11 protein-coding genes are annotated in these 14,780 nt (G+C 69.7%); 1 reads left to right on the top strand and 10 read right to left on the bottom strand.

All coding sequences use genetic code 11. The annotated features are described in order from the left end of the window. Positions 1-128: 128 nt before the first annotated feature. The 3 genes from BS74_RS04010 to BS74_RS04000 are packed head-to-tail and all read right to left on the bottom strand — an operon-like array spanning position 129 to position 5,231. Positions 129-3,089 (bottom strand): AAA family ATPase, encoded by a 2,961-nt coding sequence (locus BS74_RS04010; RefSeq protein WP_038056289.1) that lies wholly within the window; start codon positions 3,087-3,089, stop codon positions 129-131. Continuing rightward, positions 3,064-4,185 (bottom strand): metallophosphoesterase family protein, encoded by a 1,122-nt coding sequence (locus tag BS74_RS04005; protein WP_038058824.1) that lies wholly within the window; start codon positions 4,183-4,185, stop codon positions 3,064-3,066. The genes BS74_RS04010 and BS74_RS04005 overlap by 26 nt, the downstream gene beginning before the upstream one ends. 32 nt (positions 4,186-4,217) lie before the next feature. Beyond that, positions 4,218-5,231 (bottom strand): YibE/F family protein, encoded by a 1,014-nt coding sequence (locus tag BS74_RS04000; protein WP_038056287.1) that lies wholly within the window; start codon positions 5,229-5,231, stop codon positions 4,218-4,220. 57 nt (positions 5,232-5,288) lie between these two features. Here BS74_RS04000 and BS74_RS03995 point away from each other — a divergent pair, with 57 nt between their 5' ends. Continuing rightward, positions 5,289-5,654, top strand: coding sequence for a zinc uptake transcriptional regulator (locus BS74_RS03995; RefSeq protein ID WP_038056285.1), 366 nt, complete (start codon positions 5,289-5,291; stop codon positions 5,652-5,654). Here BS74_RS03995 and BS74_RS03990 read toward each other — a convergent pair. The 7 genes from BS74_RS03990 to BS74_RS12955 all read right to left on the bottom strand — a co-directional run bounded on the left by BS74_RS03990 (position 5,651) and on the right by BS74_RS12955 (position 14,765). Continuing rightward, a complete protein-coding gene (locus tag BS74_RS03990; RefSeq protein WP_185747687.1) occupies positions 5,651-6,163 on the bottom strand; it encodes a DUF2202 domain-containing protein in 513 nt (170 codons plus the stop codon). The genes BS74_RS03995 and BS74_RS03990 overlap by 4 nt on opposite strands. A 179-nt stretch (positions 6,164-6,342) precedes the next feature. Next, positions 6,343-6,741 (bottom strand): DUF4258 domain-containing protein, encoded by a 399-nt coding sequence (locus BS74_RS03985; protein ID WP_038056281.1) that lies wholly within the window; start codon positions 6,739-6,741, stop codon positions 6,343-6,345. A gap of 57 nt (positions 6,742-6,798) precedes the next feature. Further along, the gene (locus tag BS74_RS03980; protein WP_038056279.1) at positions 6,799-7,413 is read right to left on the bottom strand and encodes an amidophosphoribosyltransferase; all 615 of its coding nucleotides are present in this window, start codon (positions 7,411-7,413) and stop codon (positions 6,799-6,801) included. Continuing rightward, positions 7,394-8,386 carry an S-methyl-5-thioribose-1-phosphate isomerase gene (gene mtnA / locus BS74_RS03975; protein WP_038056277.1) on the bottom strand — a complete coding sequence of 331 codons (993 nt, stop codon included), beginning with the start codon at positions 8,384-8,386 and terminating at the stop codon, positions 7,394-7,396. Before mtnA ends, BS74_RS03980 begins: the two co-directional genes overlap by 20 nt. Positions 8,387-8,395: 9 nt before the next feature. After that, positions 8,396-9,457: a PQQ-dependent sugar dehydrogenase gene (locus BS74_RS03970; protein WP_038056275.1), complete on the bottom strand. Its 1,062-nt coding sequence runs from the start codon at positions 9,455-9,457 to the stop codon at positions 8,396-8,398. 85 nt (positions 9,458-9,542) lie between these two features. After that, a complete protein-coding gene (tdh, locus tag BS74_RS03965) occupies positions 9,543-10,574 on the bottom strand; it encodes an L-threonine 3-dehydrogenase (protein WP_038056273.1) in 1,032 nt (343 codons plus the stop codon). 12 nt (positions 10,575-10,586) lie between these two features. After that, the gene (locus tag BS74_RS12955; protein ID WP_281173168.1) at positions 10,587-14,765 is read right to left on the bottom strand and encodes a translocation/assembly module TamB domain-containing protein; all 4,179 of its coding nucleotides are present in this window, start codon (positions 14,763-14,765) and stop codon (positions 10,587-10,589) included. Between the last annotated feature and the right edge of the window lie 15 nt (positions 14,766-14,780).

The following is a 14,780-nucleotide window of genomic DNA, read 5'->3' as shown; positions in this document are numbered from 1 at the left end:
TGCCCGGGAGGGCCAAGCTTACGGTTTCCGGGCGACCTCACCATACCCCTTAGGGTATGGGGTTTGGTAGGGTCAAAACTCTCTTTCCCTTTATGGGGAAAGGGGGTTCCATAAACCCAAGGGGAACTTCACGCCCACTCCACCCGGCTTCCCGAGGGGTGCTTCCGCACCACGAGCCTGGCCGGGAGCCGCACCGCCAAGGCCTCCACGTGGGTGACGATCCCCACCAGCCGCCCCCGGGTGGGAAGGGCCTCCAGCACCCCCGCCACCGTCTCCAGGGTCTCCGGGTCCAGGGTGCCGAAGCCCTCGTCCAAAAACAAAGCCCCAAGCCGCCCCCGGGAAAGCTCCTCGGAAAGGGCTAAGGCCAAGGAGAGGCTGGCCAGGAAGCTTTCCCCTCCGGAAAGGGTCTTCACCGGACGCACCGCCTCGGTCCAGAGGTCCAGGACCTGGTACTCATCCCCCTTGGAGCGGAGGCGGTAGCGGCCTGTGGAAAGGATGGCCATGAGCTCATCCGCCCGATCCACCAGGTTCCTTTGCCGAAGGCCCAGGAGGTAGGCGGGAAAGTTGTTCTGCTGCAGATCAAAGGCCAGCTTCTCCCAAAGATCCACCTCCCGCACCACCTCCGCCAGACGGGCCTCCAGTTCCCGGCGGCGCTTGTGCTTTTCCTCCAGCTCCCTGAGCCGCTCCTCCAGGACCGCCTTCTCCGCCTTCTTGGCCTCCAGGTCCTGCCGCAGGTGGGAAAGCGCCGCCTCCGCCTCCACCAAGCGCGCCTCCACCTCCCCCAGGGAAGGAAGCGGGCCGGGAAAACGGGCCCTGGCCTCCCGCTCCGCCTCCTTAAGGAGGGCTTCCACCTGGGCCAGCTCGTCCCGGTGGGCCTGGACCCTCCTCGCCAAAGCCTCCCGCTCCTCAGGGGAAAGGTAAAGGGCCTTGGCCTCCTCCTCGGGCATCAGGCCCAAGACCCGGCCTTGGGCCTCCTCAAGGGCCTTCTTCTGCTCCGCCTCCTGGGCCAAAAGCCCCGCCAGGGAGCGGGAAGCCTCCTCCAGGGCCTGGGCCAGATCGCGGTCTTGCTTTTCCTTTTGCTCAAGCTCCTCCAGCCTGCGGGAAAGCCTCGCGACCAGCTCCGCCACCGGCCTTCCCCCCGTCCTTTCCCAAAGCAGGCGGTAAAGCCCAGCCCCCAAGGCCTCCTTCTCCTGCCGCAAGGAGGCCAGGGCTTCCCGGAGGGCTTTCCAAGCCGCCTCCTGCTCAGGGAGGTCCGTTAGGGGGCCAAACTCCCCCTCCAGGCCGGAAAGCGCCTGCCGCCAACGCCCGACCTCCTGGGAAAGCCGCCCCACCTCCTCCTCGAGGGCCCGGGCCTCCCCCTGTGTTTCCCTGTACCTTTCCCGCAGCTCCTGAAGCCTGGCTTGCGCCTCCAAAAGGGCCTCCTCCAAGGCCTGGACATCCCCGGGGACGGGCTCCACCCCCAGGGCCTCCAGGGCCTCCCGCTTGGCCCTCTCCTCCCCCGCCAGGGCCCCAAGCCGGGTCAGGACCCCCCGCAAGGCCTTATCCGCCTCCTCCCGCCTTTCCCTGAGGGCGTTAGCCCCATGCCCCGCGGGCGCCGGGGGCAGGCCGTGGACCACGCCCCCGCAAAGGGGGCAGGGCTCCCCTGGGCGCAAAAGGTCGCGGTAGGCCAGGAGGCCAAGCCGCCGCTCCTCCTGGGCCAGGTGGGCGAGTTCCGCCTCCAGGCGCTCCTTTTCCGCCTCTAAAAGCCCCCGTTGCCTCCCGATCTCCACGAGTTCCTGCCGAAGCCGGTGGGCCTCGGCCCCCTTCCGGGCCCTCTCCAAGGCCTCCACCTGGGCGCGGGCCTGCCCCCCCTCCGCCACCAGGCGCTCCAGGGCCTCCTTGAGCTGGCCCAAGGCCTCCTGCTTTTCCTTAAGCCGCCGTTGCGCCTCCAGCAGATGGGCCAACCCCCGCTCCTTCTCCGCCAAAAGTGCTTCCCTCTGCAAAAGGGATTCCAGGGCCTCCCCATAGGCCTCGGGGGAAAGGCCCACCCTGGGGGCAGGGTGCTCCCTAACCCCCACCCGCCGCCAAAGGCCCTCCAAGGCCTTTAGCCCCTCCGCCTCCAGCAACGCCCTTTGCGCCTCCTTTAGGGCCTTGGGGTCAAAGGCCAGGGCCCGGCGCTCCTCCGCCAAGCGGGCCAGGCTTGCCTGCACCGCCTCCAGCTTCCGGCGGGTGGCCGCCAGGGCCTCCTCCTTCCTCCTCAGGTCCTGCCAAAGGGGGAGGGCGGCCTCCGCCGCCTCCGCCTTCCTCAGCCTTTCCTCCAGCTCCTCCATCCGGGAGGCCTCGGCCCGAAGGCGGCCCAGGCGGCCTTCCAACTCCCCTTTGCGCCGGAGGAAGTCCCGAAGGCCCCTCATCTCCTCAAGGGCCTTCTCCAGGCGGCCTTCCTCCCGTTGCCAGCGGGCGATCTCCTGGGCCAGGTCCGCAAGCCTCCTTTCCAGGTCCTCCTTGGCCTCGAGGCTCGCCCCAAGAAGCCCCGCAAGCTCCCCCTCCAGCCGGCCCTTCTCCTCCAGGAGGGCCGCCCTGCGGGAAGCCGCCTTGTCCCGGGCCCTCTCCAGCCGGGAAAGCTCAAAGAGGTCCAGGAGGATCCTCCGCCTCTCCTTGGCCTCCCCCTTAAGGAAACGGTCAAACTCCCCCTGGGGAAGGAGCAGGGCCCGGGTGAAGGCCTCGTAGTTGAGGCCCAAAAGGTCCTCCAAGGCCTGGTTCAGGGCCTCGAGGGTCTCCAGGGGAAGAAGCCTCTCCCCGGTGGGCTCCACCTGGAAGAGCCTGGCTTCGCTCCTCCTTCCCCGGACCCGCTCCACCCGGTAGACCCTTCCCCCCACCTGGAAGGTGAGGCGCACCCGGGCCTCGCTGGCCCCCGGGTGGACCAGGCTCCCCACGTTCCGCCCCACCCGGGGCACCACCCCATACAGGGCAAAGGCCACGGCGTCCAGGAGGGTGCTCTTTCCGCTTCCCGTGGGCCCGGTGATGGCAAAAAGCTCCACATCGGAGAAGTCCACCCCCTGCCGCTCCCGGTAAGGGCCAAACCCCTCAAGCTCCAGGCGCAAGGGCCTCAAGCTCCACCTCCTTGAGCACCTGGCCGAACCGCTCCAGAAGCCCTTCCTCCTCCCGCCCCCGTTCCTTCAGGTAGCGCTCGTAGGCCTCCACCAGGCCAAGCTCGGGACCCAAGGCCCCACCCTCCTCCTCCAAGACCCCAGCGGTCTCCAGGGCCAGGAGACGGGGAAGCCCCTGGAAAAGCCGCTCCTTCACCGCCGGGGAAAGCCTGCCCTCCACCACCACCTTGAGGTATCCGGGAAAGCGCTCCAGCTCCCGAAGCCTGCCGTCCAGCTCCTCGGGGCGGAGGCGGAAGGTCTTGAGGGGCTTCCCCCAACGCTCCCTTACGGGGTGGACCCGGACCGGCCCCCTCTCGGGCACCTCCACCAGCAAAACCCCCCGCTCCGCCTCCTCCCCCTCGCCGAAGTCCAGCTGGATGAGGCTTCCCGCATACCAGGCCACGGGGGCCTCCGACACCTGCTGCTGGCGGTGGATGTGGCCCAAGGCCACGTAACGGGCCCCCAGGGGCAGGGCGGAAGGGGGAACGGCGTAGCTTCCCGTGAGGTGGAAGGCGAACTCCCCTGCCCCGGGGCGAACCCCCTCCAGGGCAAAGTGCCCTAGCATGAGGGGGCTTTCCAGGTTGGCGAGGATCCGCCGCATAGCCTCGGCGTAGGTGCGGTGGCGCTCCTCCGCCTCCTGCAAAACCTTCTTCACCAGGATGCGCTCCGACACGAAGGGCAGAAGGGCCGCCCTAAGCCCCCCCACCTCCACCACCCCCCCTTCCTCCTTAAAGAGGGGCCTTCCCCGCACCTCCGCCCCCGCCAGGGCGAAGAGGGGAGCGAGGGCCTCGAGGCGCTCCTTGGGGTCGTGGTTGCCGGCGATGACCAAGGCGGGAACCCCAAGCTCCTTAAGGCGCAGAAAAAACTCCACCGCCATGGCCTCGGCCTCGGCGGAGACCTGGGGGCGGTCAAAGAGGTCCCCGGAAACCACCACCAGGTCCACCCCCTCCTTGGCCACCATCTCCAGAAGGGTTTGCAACGCCGCCCCGATCTCCTCGGTGCGGTCCACCCCCTTTAATACCTTGCCCAAATGCCAGTCCGCGGTGTGCAATAGGCGCATGGTTTCCATTATGCCAGGAACCCGCCTCCCCCCTAATGGGCGTGGCCGTGGTCCTCGGGAGGCCCGCCCCTTCCCCCCCGGAAGAACCAGGCCGCCATCAGGGTGGTAAGGGGCACCGCCATAAGGAGCCCCAAGGAGCCCAGGACCATGCTGGCGATCTCGGCGGCGAAGGGCTCGGTGTTCAGGAGGAAGCGCAAGGGGGTGGGGTCCTTGGTGAGGAGGAGGAAAAGGGGCAAGGAACCCGCGGTGTAGGCCAGGACCAGGGTGTTCACCAGGCTGCCGATGTGGTCGTAGCCCACCTCCATCCCCCTCCGGTAGAGCTCCCCAAGGCCAAAGCGGGGGTTGGCGTGGCTCAAGGCCTGGACCACCGCCGCCTGGGTCACGGTCACGTCGGTGAGGGCCCCCAAAGCCCCCACCGCCACCGCCGCCAGGAAGAGGGAGAGGAGGTCCACACCCCCCCACTGCCGGAGGAGGAGGGCCTCCTCCGAGGCCAGGCCGGTAAACCCCATGGCCCGGGTGAAGAAGAGGGCCAGGAGGAGGACGAAGGCCACCGAGGCCAGGGTGCCCAAAAGGGCGGCGGTGGTCTTCCGGTTCACCCCGTGGACCAGGTAGACGGTGAGAAGGAGCACCCCCACGCTTCCCAAAAAGGCGTAGAGAAGGGGATTCCCTCCCGCCGCCACCTGGGGAACCACCCCGTAGACCACCACCAAAAGGCTAAGGAAGGTGCCGAGAAGCCCCCTCACCCCCTTCCCCCGGCCCAGTAGGGCGGCCAGGAGAGCAAACAGGCCCAAAAGGCCGAGAAGCCAGGGGATGCGGTCGGGCTCGGTGACATAGGTCCTGTCCCCTTCCCGGTACAAGACCACCCGCTGGCCCACCCGGTAGTGCCCCCCATCCGCGGGCAATAAGGCCTCCAGCCTCCTCCCCTCCGCCTCCACCAGGGCCACACCCCGCTGGGCCTCGAGGGCCAGTATCCTTCCCACCAGGTACCCCCCATCCCCCTGGGCCAGGGCGGGAAGGAGAAACGCCAAAAGGATCCAAAGGCGCATACCGCCACTCTACCCGGCTAGGATGAAAACTTCTTCTCAACTTGCTATCCTAGGACCATGGAGCGCTCCACCCGGCAACGGCGGGCCATCCGGGAGGCCTTTTTGGAGGCGGGCCGCCCCCTTTCCCCCCAGGAGGTCCTGGAGCTGGCCAGGAGGAAGGTGCCCTCCTTGGGCCTGGCCACCGTGTACCGCACCCTGAAGGGCTTGGTGGAGGAGGGCTTCCTCACCCCGGTGGCCCTCCCCGGCGAACCCTCCCGCTACGAGCCCGCGGGCAGGGAGCACCACCACCACTTCCTCTGCCGCCTGTGCGGCCGGGTCTACGAGCTTTTGGGCTGCGACCTGGCCCTCACCCACCTTCCCCCCGGCTTCCAGGCCGAGGGGCACGAGGTGACGGTCTTTGGCCGCTGCCCGGACTGCGCCTAGGGACGACCTGGGGAACGCTTCAAGGCCGCATCCACCTCCGCCTGGGAGAGCAGCTGGGCCCGGTAGGGTTCCTTGGTGATGGCCGAAAGGTTTCCCGCAAAGGCCCTCAGGTGGTTCCAAGAACCTTGCATGAGGTTCTGGTACACCGCCACGATGTCGGGCCGCTGGGTCTGCGCCAAGCGCACCCGCAGGTCTTGGATGTCCAGCTCCTCTAAGTAGGCCCCCACCGCCAAGGCGGCCTGGAGGGAAGCCTGCCCCTTGACCACAAGCTCCTGGTACAGCCGGGCCAGCTCGGGGTTGCTGAACTCGCCCACGCCCTTACCTTGGGCCGGATCGGGCAGGCCGTAGGCCGTGAGCAGGCGCGCCACCGCGGCCATGTGTTGTTCCTCGCTGCGGGCAATGTTCTGGAAGGCCGGGATGGGGTAGAGCTTGCCCAAGGTCAGGTACACGTCCCTCGCCAGCTTCTCCTCCTCCCGCATCCACAAGAGCCCCTCGCGTTCTTGGGGCATCAGGGGGGAAGCGCCCACCTGCGCCACACCCATTCCCAAAAGCACCGCCACCGCCGCTGAAGTTAGCGTCCAAAGCGTGCCTCGCATCTTCACTCACCTCCCGGCCCTAAGGCCGAACCCCAGCCCGCGGGAAGGTCGGTGAACCGGGTAGCCTCTCTCCGTGAACCCCTTATGAACGCCTACTCCCAGGCCGGGTAGAGGTGCCAAGGCTGGCTCCAGCGGACCTCCTCGAGGGCCCCGTCAAAGCGCACGATGGCCGCCAGCCGGGCCCGGGAGTAGACCCGGTAAGGCTCCTTGGGGATGAAGGCGGTCACGATGTCCACATGCCTCGGGGTGGCGTACTCCAGGACCACGTGCAGGGGGAGCTTCAACCGGGGAGGAAAGACCATGTAGCCCAGGACCAGCATCCTTTGGTCCTCGGGGTAGATGGCCAGCTCCCGGCCCCACTCCAAGGCCCTCAGGACATCCAACTCGGTAAAGCCCTCCTGGAGCATGTGCTTGGCCACATGGGGCCCCAGGCGGTAGCGGCCTTCCCGGAGGTGGGGTAAAAGGTCTTCCAGACGGCGGAGCTTCCTCATCCAGCCCACCCCCTTTCCCTCAAGTCTAGCCCCTGCCCGGGGAGGAAGTGTGGCGGGCTACCGGTAAGGGCCCAGGGCGGAAGGGTCCCGCACCGCCAGGAAGGCCCCGTACACCCGGCCCGCTCCCGCCCGCAGGAGGGCCTCCTTGGCCCGCAAAAAGGTGGCCCCGCTGGTGAGGACGTCGTCCACCAGGAGCCAGGCCCCCGCCACCTGGGCCTGGGGTGCGAAGAGGTCCTGGGGAAGGCGGGCGCGCCCCCGCCCCCGGGTGGGCTGGCTGGGGGCGTAGCGCACCCGCCGGATGACCCGCCGGTAGGGGAGCCCCAGAAGCCGGGCCAGCTCCCGGGCCAGGAGCTCCGGGGGGTTGTAGCCCCGCAGGAGGAGGCGGGGCAGGAGGGTGGGCACCGCCGTGACCCCCTCGAGGACCCAGCCCCGCTCCCGGATCCCCTCGGCCAGGGGCTGGGCCAGAAGCGGGGCCAGGCCCGAGCGCCGCCGGTACTTGAGGGCCCGCACCAGGCCCCCCACGCGCCCGTAAAGGCCCAGGTAGACCATCTCCCCCGTGGAAAAGGCCCTGAGGCCCCCCCGGCAACGGGTGCAGAGGAGGGGCGCGTCCAACCTCCCCCCGCAGCCCGGGCAGAGGTGGCCCAAGAGCCCCTCAAGAAAGCCCCAGAGCATCCCGCAGCGCCTCGTCCAAGGGGGGGTAGAGCACCCCCTTCTCGGTGATGATCCCCGTGAGGAACCGGTGGGGGGTGAGGTCAAAGGCGGGGTGGTAGGCGGGAAAGCCCGGGGGGGCCAGGCGCACTCCCCTTAGCTCCAGCACCTCCTCCGGGGGCCTTTCCTCTATGGGAATCCCCTCCCCCGTGGGGAGGCGGGGATCCACGGAGGAAAGGGGCAAAGCCGCATAGAAGGGGACCCCATGGTGGTGGGCCAAAACGGCCAGGGCGTAGGTGCCGATCTTGTTGGCGAAGTCCCCGTTTAAGGCCATGCGGTCCACCCCCACGATGACCGCATCCACCCGGCCCTGGGCCATGAGGAAGCCCGCCATGTTGTCCGCGATGAGGGTGGCGGGAACCCCCGCCTTCTGAAGCTCGTAGGCGGTGAGGCGGGCCCCTTGCAGGTAGGGCCTCGTCTCGTCCACCCAGACGTGGGAGACCCGCCCCTGGCGGTAGGCCTCCACGATGGCCCCGAGGGCGGTGCCGTACCCCCCGGTGGCCAGGGGCCCGGTGTTGCAGTGGGTGAGGACCTGGCCCCTTAGCACCTTGGCCCCATGGAGGCTTATGGCCCTTTCCGTGGCCTCCACCTCCCGCCAAAGGGCCTTGGCCTCCTCCAGGCTCCCCTCCGGGTCCCCCCAGTGGGCCTTCATGCGGTCCAGGGCGTGGAAGAGGTTCACCGCCGTGGGGCGGCTTTGCCTTAGGAGGCGGTCCGCCTCCTCTGGGTCTTCCCCCCTAAGGTGCGCCAGCACCATGCCGAAGGCCGCGGAAACCCCAATGGCCGGAGCCCCCCGCACCACCATGGCCCGGATGGCCTCGGCCATCTCCCTTGCGGTGCGCACGGGCACCCAGACCTCCTCCAAAGGAAGCCTCCTCTGGTCCAGGAGCCAGAAAACGCCCTCCTTCTCGTCAAAGCGAAAGGGCAAGACGCGTTCCACGGCAAGAGCTTACCGGAGGCGGAGGACCTTGTCGTCGCCCGGGCGCACCTGGCCCCGCCCGTCCCGGTTGGAGGTGGTGACCCAAAGGGCCCCATCCGGCCCCACCCGCACCTCCCGCAGGCGGCCAAAACCCGAAAGGGCCCTTTCCACCCGGACCACCCGCCAGCTCCCCCTTTCCCCCTCCAGGGAAAGCCGCAAAAGGGCCTGCCCCCTGAGGCCCGCCACCCACAAATCCCCCCTCCAGAAGGCCAGGTTCCCGGGCGGGAAGCCCTCGGGCCAGAAGTAAAGGGGATCCCGGTAGCGGGGGTCGTTTCCCCGGCCCACCACCCGGGGCCAGCCGTAGTTCCCCCCGGGCAGGATCAGGTTCACCTCGTCGTGGCCGAAGCCCTGTTCCCCGCTCGGCCCGTGCTCGCTGGCGAAGAGCTCCCCGGTCCCAGGGTGCCAGGCGAGGCCCTGGGGGTTGCGGTGGCCGTAGCTGTAGATCTCCGGGCGGGCGCCAGGGCGGCCTAGGAAGGGGTTGCCAGGGGCGGGGGAACCCTCGGGGGTTAGGCGGAGGATCTTGCCCCCCAGGGAAGCGAGGTCTTGGGCCAGCTCCCGCTCGTACACCTCCCCCGTGGTCACGTAGAGCATCCCGTCGGGCCCGAAGGCGATGCGCCCGCCCGAGTGGAGGCCGTGAGGGCGGGCGGGGATCCCGTCCAGGATCACCCGGTCCAGGACACCCCTTTCCCCTAGGTGCCTTAGGCGCACCACCTGGTTCCTTAGCCCCCCCTCCTCCAGGGTGCGGTAGGCGTAGAGGTAGGGCTCCCGGGGAAACTGGGGGTGGAGGGCGAGGCCAAGGAGCCCCGACTCCCCCCGGGCGTAGACGGGCAGCTCGGCGTACAAAGAGGCCCTGCCCTCCCGCACCAGGCGGATGCGCCCGGGCCGCTCCGAAACCAAAAAGCCGCCATCGGGCAGGAAAGCCAAGGCCCAGGGCACCTCGAGGCCCCCCACCACCTCCTCCACCCTAAGGGCCTGCCCCCGGGCAAACCCCAGGCCCAAAAGCCCCGCCAGCACGCGCCTACGCGTGAACATTCCCCGCCTCCTCTGCCCCAGGCTACCCCTACCCCGGGCCCTTCTCCGGAAGAGGGGGCACATTCGCACCCGGATGCCCCGGGGCTCAGGCCTTGGGGTCCAGGATCACCTTCACCCCTTGCCCCGAGGCCAAAAGGGCAAAGGCTTCCTGGTAACGGCTTAAGGGGAGGCGGTGGGTGATGAGGGGCCTGAGGTCCACCCGGCCCGAGTAGACCAGGGCGGTGCCCTGCATCCAGGTCTGCCAAAGCCTTCTGCCCGCGATGCCGTAGGCGGTAATCCCCCGCATGACCAGCTCCCCGGCCAGGTCAAAGCGGATGGGGTCCGAGGGGATGCCCAAGATCCTCGCCTCCCCCCCGGGGATGAGGGCCTTGAGGCCCTGGTGGATGGCAACCTCATTCCCGGAAAACTCCAAAAGCACCTCCACCCCGCTCCCCGTGACCTCCCGCACCACCTGGAGGAGGTCTTCCTCCAGGGGGTTCACGAGCCGGTCGGCGTAGGGTTGGGCGAAGGCCAGGCGGTAGGGGTTGGGGTCGGAGACCAGGATGGGCCCCGCCCCGCTGGCCCGGGCCACCATGGCCGCCATGAGGCCGATGGACCCCGCCCCGGTGATCAGGACGCTCTTGCCCGAAACCCCGCTTCCCGCGTACACCGTGTGCACCGCGTTGCCGAAGGGCTCCAGGATGGCCCCCACCTCAAAGGGGAGTTCCCGGGGGTTCACCCAGGCGTTCTCCGCGGGCACCACCACGTACTCGGCAAAGCCCCCGTCCCGGTCCACGCCCAGGATCTGGGTGTTCAGGCAAACGTGGTAGTTGCCCGTGCGGCAGGCGGGGCAGGCGTGGCAGACGATGTGGCTCTCCAGGCTCACGTGGTCCCCCACCTCGGGCCGCCGGACCCCAGGCCCCACGGCCTCCACCACCCCGCTGAACTCGTGCCCGGTGACCACCGGGGGGCGGACCCTGCCCCGGGCCCAGGCGTCCCACCTCCAGATGTGGAGGTCGGTGCCGCAGATGCTGGCGGCCTCCACCCGCACCAGGATCTCCCCCGGGCCCGGCTCGGGCACCGGGCGTTCCACTAGGGTTAGGCCCTCTTCCGGGGCCAGCTTGGCCAGTGCGCGCATACCTGGGCCATGCTACCACCGGTAGAGGGCGCCCACGCTGAAGCGGGTGGTGTCGGCGGCCTCGAGGCTAAAGCTCAAGCCCAAGTCCGGGGTGAGGTCGTAGCCCAGGGCAAAGGTGAAGCGGGAAAGCCGCCCATCCCCCGGCAAAAAGGTGGAGCCCAGGGAGAAGGTGAGGCCATCCCGGCGGTACTGGGCGGAAAGGCTCTGTTCCCCCCTGAGGTCCAGCTCGTAGCCCAAAAAGAGCTCGGGGCTCAGGTACTTGCCCACGGAGAAGCGCACGTCCTGGAGGTCCCCACCCTGCAGGAGGGGCACCTGCACCTGGAAGCGGTCCAAGCCCAAGGTTTTGGCCAGCTCCCGCTCCAGCTGCCCCAGGACCAGGTTCTCCAGGGCCGCCCCCAAGGCCGCCTGGGGCAGGGTCTCCACCAGGCGGGTGACGTCGGGGGTGCCCAGGGTAAGGAGGGCATAGATCTCGGGCTCGGTGAGGGGCGGATCCGAGGTGAACTGGGGTTCCAGGCGCACCTTCACCCGGCCGTTGGCCCTTAGGAACTCCCCCGTGGCCTCGAGGAAAACCCTGTGGCCCCGGGTCTCCGCCTGGGCCTTGAGGCGGAACTCGGGCAGGATCCCCCGGTCCGGGGAGAAGCGCAGGAAGCTCCCCGTGGGATCCAGGGCGAAGAGGGAGTCCCACAGGCGGAAGTTGCCCCAAAGGGCTTCCACCTGGCCGGAGAGGTAGGGATCGCCGTAGCTACCCCCCAAAAACACCTCCCCCCTAAGCTCCCCTTGGACCAGGCTTTCCTGCACCAGAACCCCCCTTTCCGCATACACCCGCACCCCCTCGAAGACCAGGGGCACCGGGGCGGGCCTTTCGGTCCCGCCTTCCAGCTTCACCCCCTCCTGGGTCAGCTCCCTGGCCTGGGCCTCCGGCAGGGCCAGCCTTGCCCTCAGGACCTCGGCGTTGCCCGTGAGGTGGTAGGTTCCCCTCTCCTCGTAGAGGAAGAAGCTCTTCACGTCCAGAAGGCCCTCTTGCAGGTAGTACCGGGGGTAGTACAGGGGAAGCCGGCCGTAGCCGGCAAGGCGCAGGGGGAAGAGGGTGCCCTGGGCCTGGGCCTCCCCCAGGCGGATCTCCAGCCCATAGCCCGGGTAACGGAAGGCCACCTCGGCTGGGGTTTCCTCCTTCAGCCCGGGCAGGGTAACCACGCCCTTGGCGCTCACCTGGAAGCTTTCCAGGCTACCCTGAAGGCCCAGCCGGGCCCTTCCGGGAAAGGGTGCGGAAAGGGTGAGCTCCCCCTCCGCCCGCGCCCCCCCGTTCAAGGAAAGGAGCCCCTGGGGGAGGTACCCCGCCACCGGCCCCAGGCGGAAACGGAAGTCCTGGAACTCCACCCGGAAGCCGTCCCCCTGAAGCCGCAAAAGAAGGCTCCCCGAGCCCTCCGGCCGGTAGGGCTTCAGGGCGGGGACCACCTGGAGCACCGGGGTGAAGACCGTGTCCTTGAGGCTCAGGTAAAGGTCGCTGCCCTCCGGGCTCCAATACCCCCCGCCCTCCCAGCTTCCCCGGCCGGAAAGGCGGAGCTGGTCCACCAAAACCCGGCCCCCCTCGAGGCGGAGGGCGGCCCGGCCCCTAAGCTCATCCCCCGCCCCCACGAAGCGCAAGGCCTCCCCCACCAAGACCCCCTCCCCCCGCAGGGGATGGGAAAGGGGTAGGCGGAGGCGCACCGCCCCCGTCCAGTAGGCCTCCCCTTCCAGGGGCCCCGCCACCGCCACGAGGAGGAGGTGGAGGGGAAAGCCCCGTAAGGAGGCGGAAAGGTCCAGCCGGTCCCCCCTAAGGGCCACCTGGAAGGCGCTCTGCCCAAGCCGCCCCTCCCCCTGGACCAACCCCGGCCCCAGGGCTCCGGTGAAGCGGAAGGGCATGCGGCTTCCCGCCACCTCCACCTCCCCCTCGAGCCCTCCTTGGGCCAGCCCCCCCCGGTCCAGGGAAAGTTCCCCGGAAACCATCCCCTTCGCATAGGGGGCATACCGGCCCAAGAACTCCTCCAGGCTGGCCCGCTCCAGGCGGAGCCTCCCCCCCAGGGGTAAAAGCCTCCCCTGGGCGGTGACCCGGCCCACCGATCCCTCCAGCACCCCCTCCACCTGGTACCCCTCGCCGAAAACCCGTCCCCGGAAGCGGCTTTCCAAGGGGGGTAGGGGAAGGTCCACCCGGACCTCCCCACCCGGGGGGTAGGCCAGGGTACCGTTCAGGTAGGGACCCTCGGCCCAAAACCGGGCCTCCAGGAGCCTCCCCTCTACCCCCAAGGCCTGCTCCCCCGCCTGGTACCGCAGCCGGTAAGCCCCCTGAAGGCCCACCTCCCCCTCCAGCCGCCCCGCCCCCGCCACCCACCAGGGGAAGGCGGGATGCTCCCCCCAAAGGCGCACCCGGTCCCCTTCCCCCGCCAGGCGCAGGCGGAAACCGGGGAAGTCCAAGGCCATCCCCCCCGCCACCTCACCCCCGGCGTACCGCAAGACCCCCTCCCCTTGGGGACTGGACAAGGCCAGGGAAAGCGCCTTCAGGTCTAGGCTCCCCTCCAAGGGGAGGCCCACCCCGGGCACCCGGTAGTCCAGGAAGAGCCTTTCCCCTTGCCCCAAAACCCCAAGGCCCCCGGGAAGAAGGGCCCCCAGGATCCTCCCCTCCCCCTCCGCCCGGCGGGCCGCCAGGTCCAGGCGCACCCCCCCCACCTCCAGAAGGGGCCAGGCCAGGCGGACCCTTTCCCCTAAGACCTCCCCGGAAAGCTCGGGCAGCCCCTTGCCCGCAACCTCGAGGCTCCCCTCCCTAAAGGCCACCCTCCCCCGCCAGGCCTCCCGCCAGGCCACCTCCCCCTCCAGATCCCCCCTCAAGCGCAGGCGAAGCCCCCCCTCCCCGTAGCCTCCCTCCGCCTGGGCCTTGCGGCCAAAGGCCGAAAGGGCCAGGTCCAGGCCCACCTCCCGCCAGGGACCCTCCACCCTGCCGGAAAGGGTCAAGGGGCCCTGGGAAAACCCCTCCAGGGCCAGGGCCACCCCCTCCGGGCCCAGCCTCCCCCAAACCCCCTTCCCCGAAACCTCCACCTGGAACCCCGCGAGGCCCATAAGGCCAAGCTCCACCTCCCCGTACCGGTACCGGCCCCTCAGCCACTCCCCGGGGTAAACCCCCTCGGCCCAGAGCTCCCCCAGGCCCCGGGGGAGGGCCCCGGCGTAGCGGTAGGCCAGGCGGAAGGGGGAAAGGTCAAGCCGCCCTGTGAGGGGAAGCCCCTCCCCCACCAGGTCCAGGCCCAGCCCCCCTCCCCGGGCCAGGACCGCCCCGTAGGGGCTCAAAAGCCTCCCCTCCCCAGAAACCTCCCCCAGGTAACCCTCCTCCGCCCGGTAGGCGTAGCCTCCGGCAAAGGCGTACTCCCCGTAGGCCACCTCCCCCTGGACCTGGACCCTTAGGCCTGGGCACCCACCCAGGGGAGCGGGCAGGCAGAACCCCCCCTCCAGGCCCCCACGCCAGCCCCCCTCCCCCTGGAGCTGGAAGCGGCCCGCCCCCAGATCCACCCTCCCGGCAAGCCCCCCCTGGGGCAGGGGGTAGCGGAGGGTGAGGAGGCCGGAAAGCCCCTTCCGGTAAAGGACCTCCCCCCAAAGCCTCGGCCCCTGGAACACCCCCACCCCCTCCCCATCCCGGTACCCCACCGCCACCCTTTCCCCCAAGACCTCCCCCGAAAGCTCCGCCCGCGGGGGCCACAGCCACGCCCTCCCGGAAAGCCTTCCCTCGGGACGCTCCAGGATGACCTGGAAAGCCTCCCGCCAAGGCCCATCCGCCCGGGCCTTTAGCCGCAGGGGAAGGCCGAAGGGGGCCAGGTCCCGGTCCAGGTCCAGGACCAGGTGCCCCTGGGCCAGGCGCAGGCGGAAGCCCTCCGCCTCCCCCGCCAGGGAAAGGGCCTCCACCCCCAAAGGCCCACCCCCGTGGCGGTAGGCGAAGCGGAAGGGCAGCACCTCCCTCTTCCCCGATAGGCTCCCTTGGCCCTCCAGGTACCCCGTGGGCTGGCCCTGAAGGGGTCCCGGCCACCCCCCCTGGAAAGCCCCCTGGGCCTCCAACCGGGCCTGGCCCAAGGCCAGGCGGTACCGGGCCTTCCCGGAAAGGAAGAGGCCCTCCAAGGTGGCCTCCACCGCCACCTCCCCCGGAAGGTCCTTGCCCTCCAGGGTGAGGCGCAAGGGCCCTTGGCCCTC

It is taken from the genome of Thermus amyloliquefaciens (assembly GCF_000744885.1).
In the GTDB taxonomy this organism is placed as follows: domain Bacteria; phylum Deinococcota; class Deinococci; order Deinococcales; family Thermaceae; genus Thermus; species Thermus amyloliquefaciens.
The sequence above is the reverse complement of the archived record's forward strand: the minus strand, read 5'-3'. Positions and strand labels throughout refer to the sequence as shown.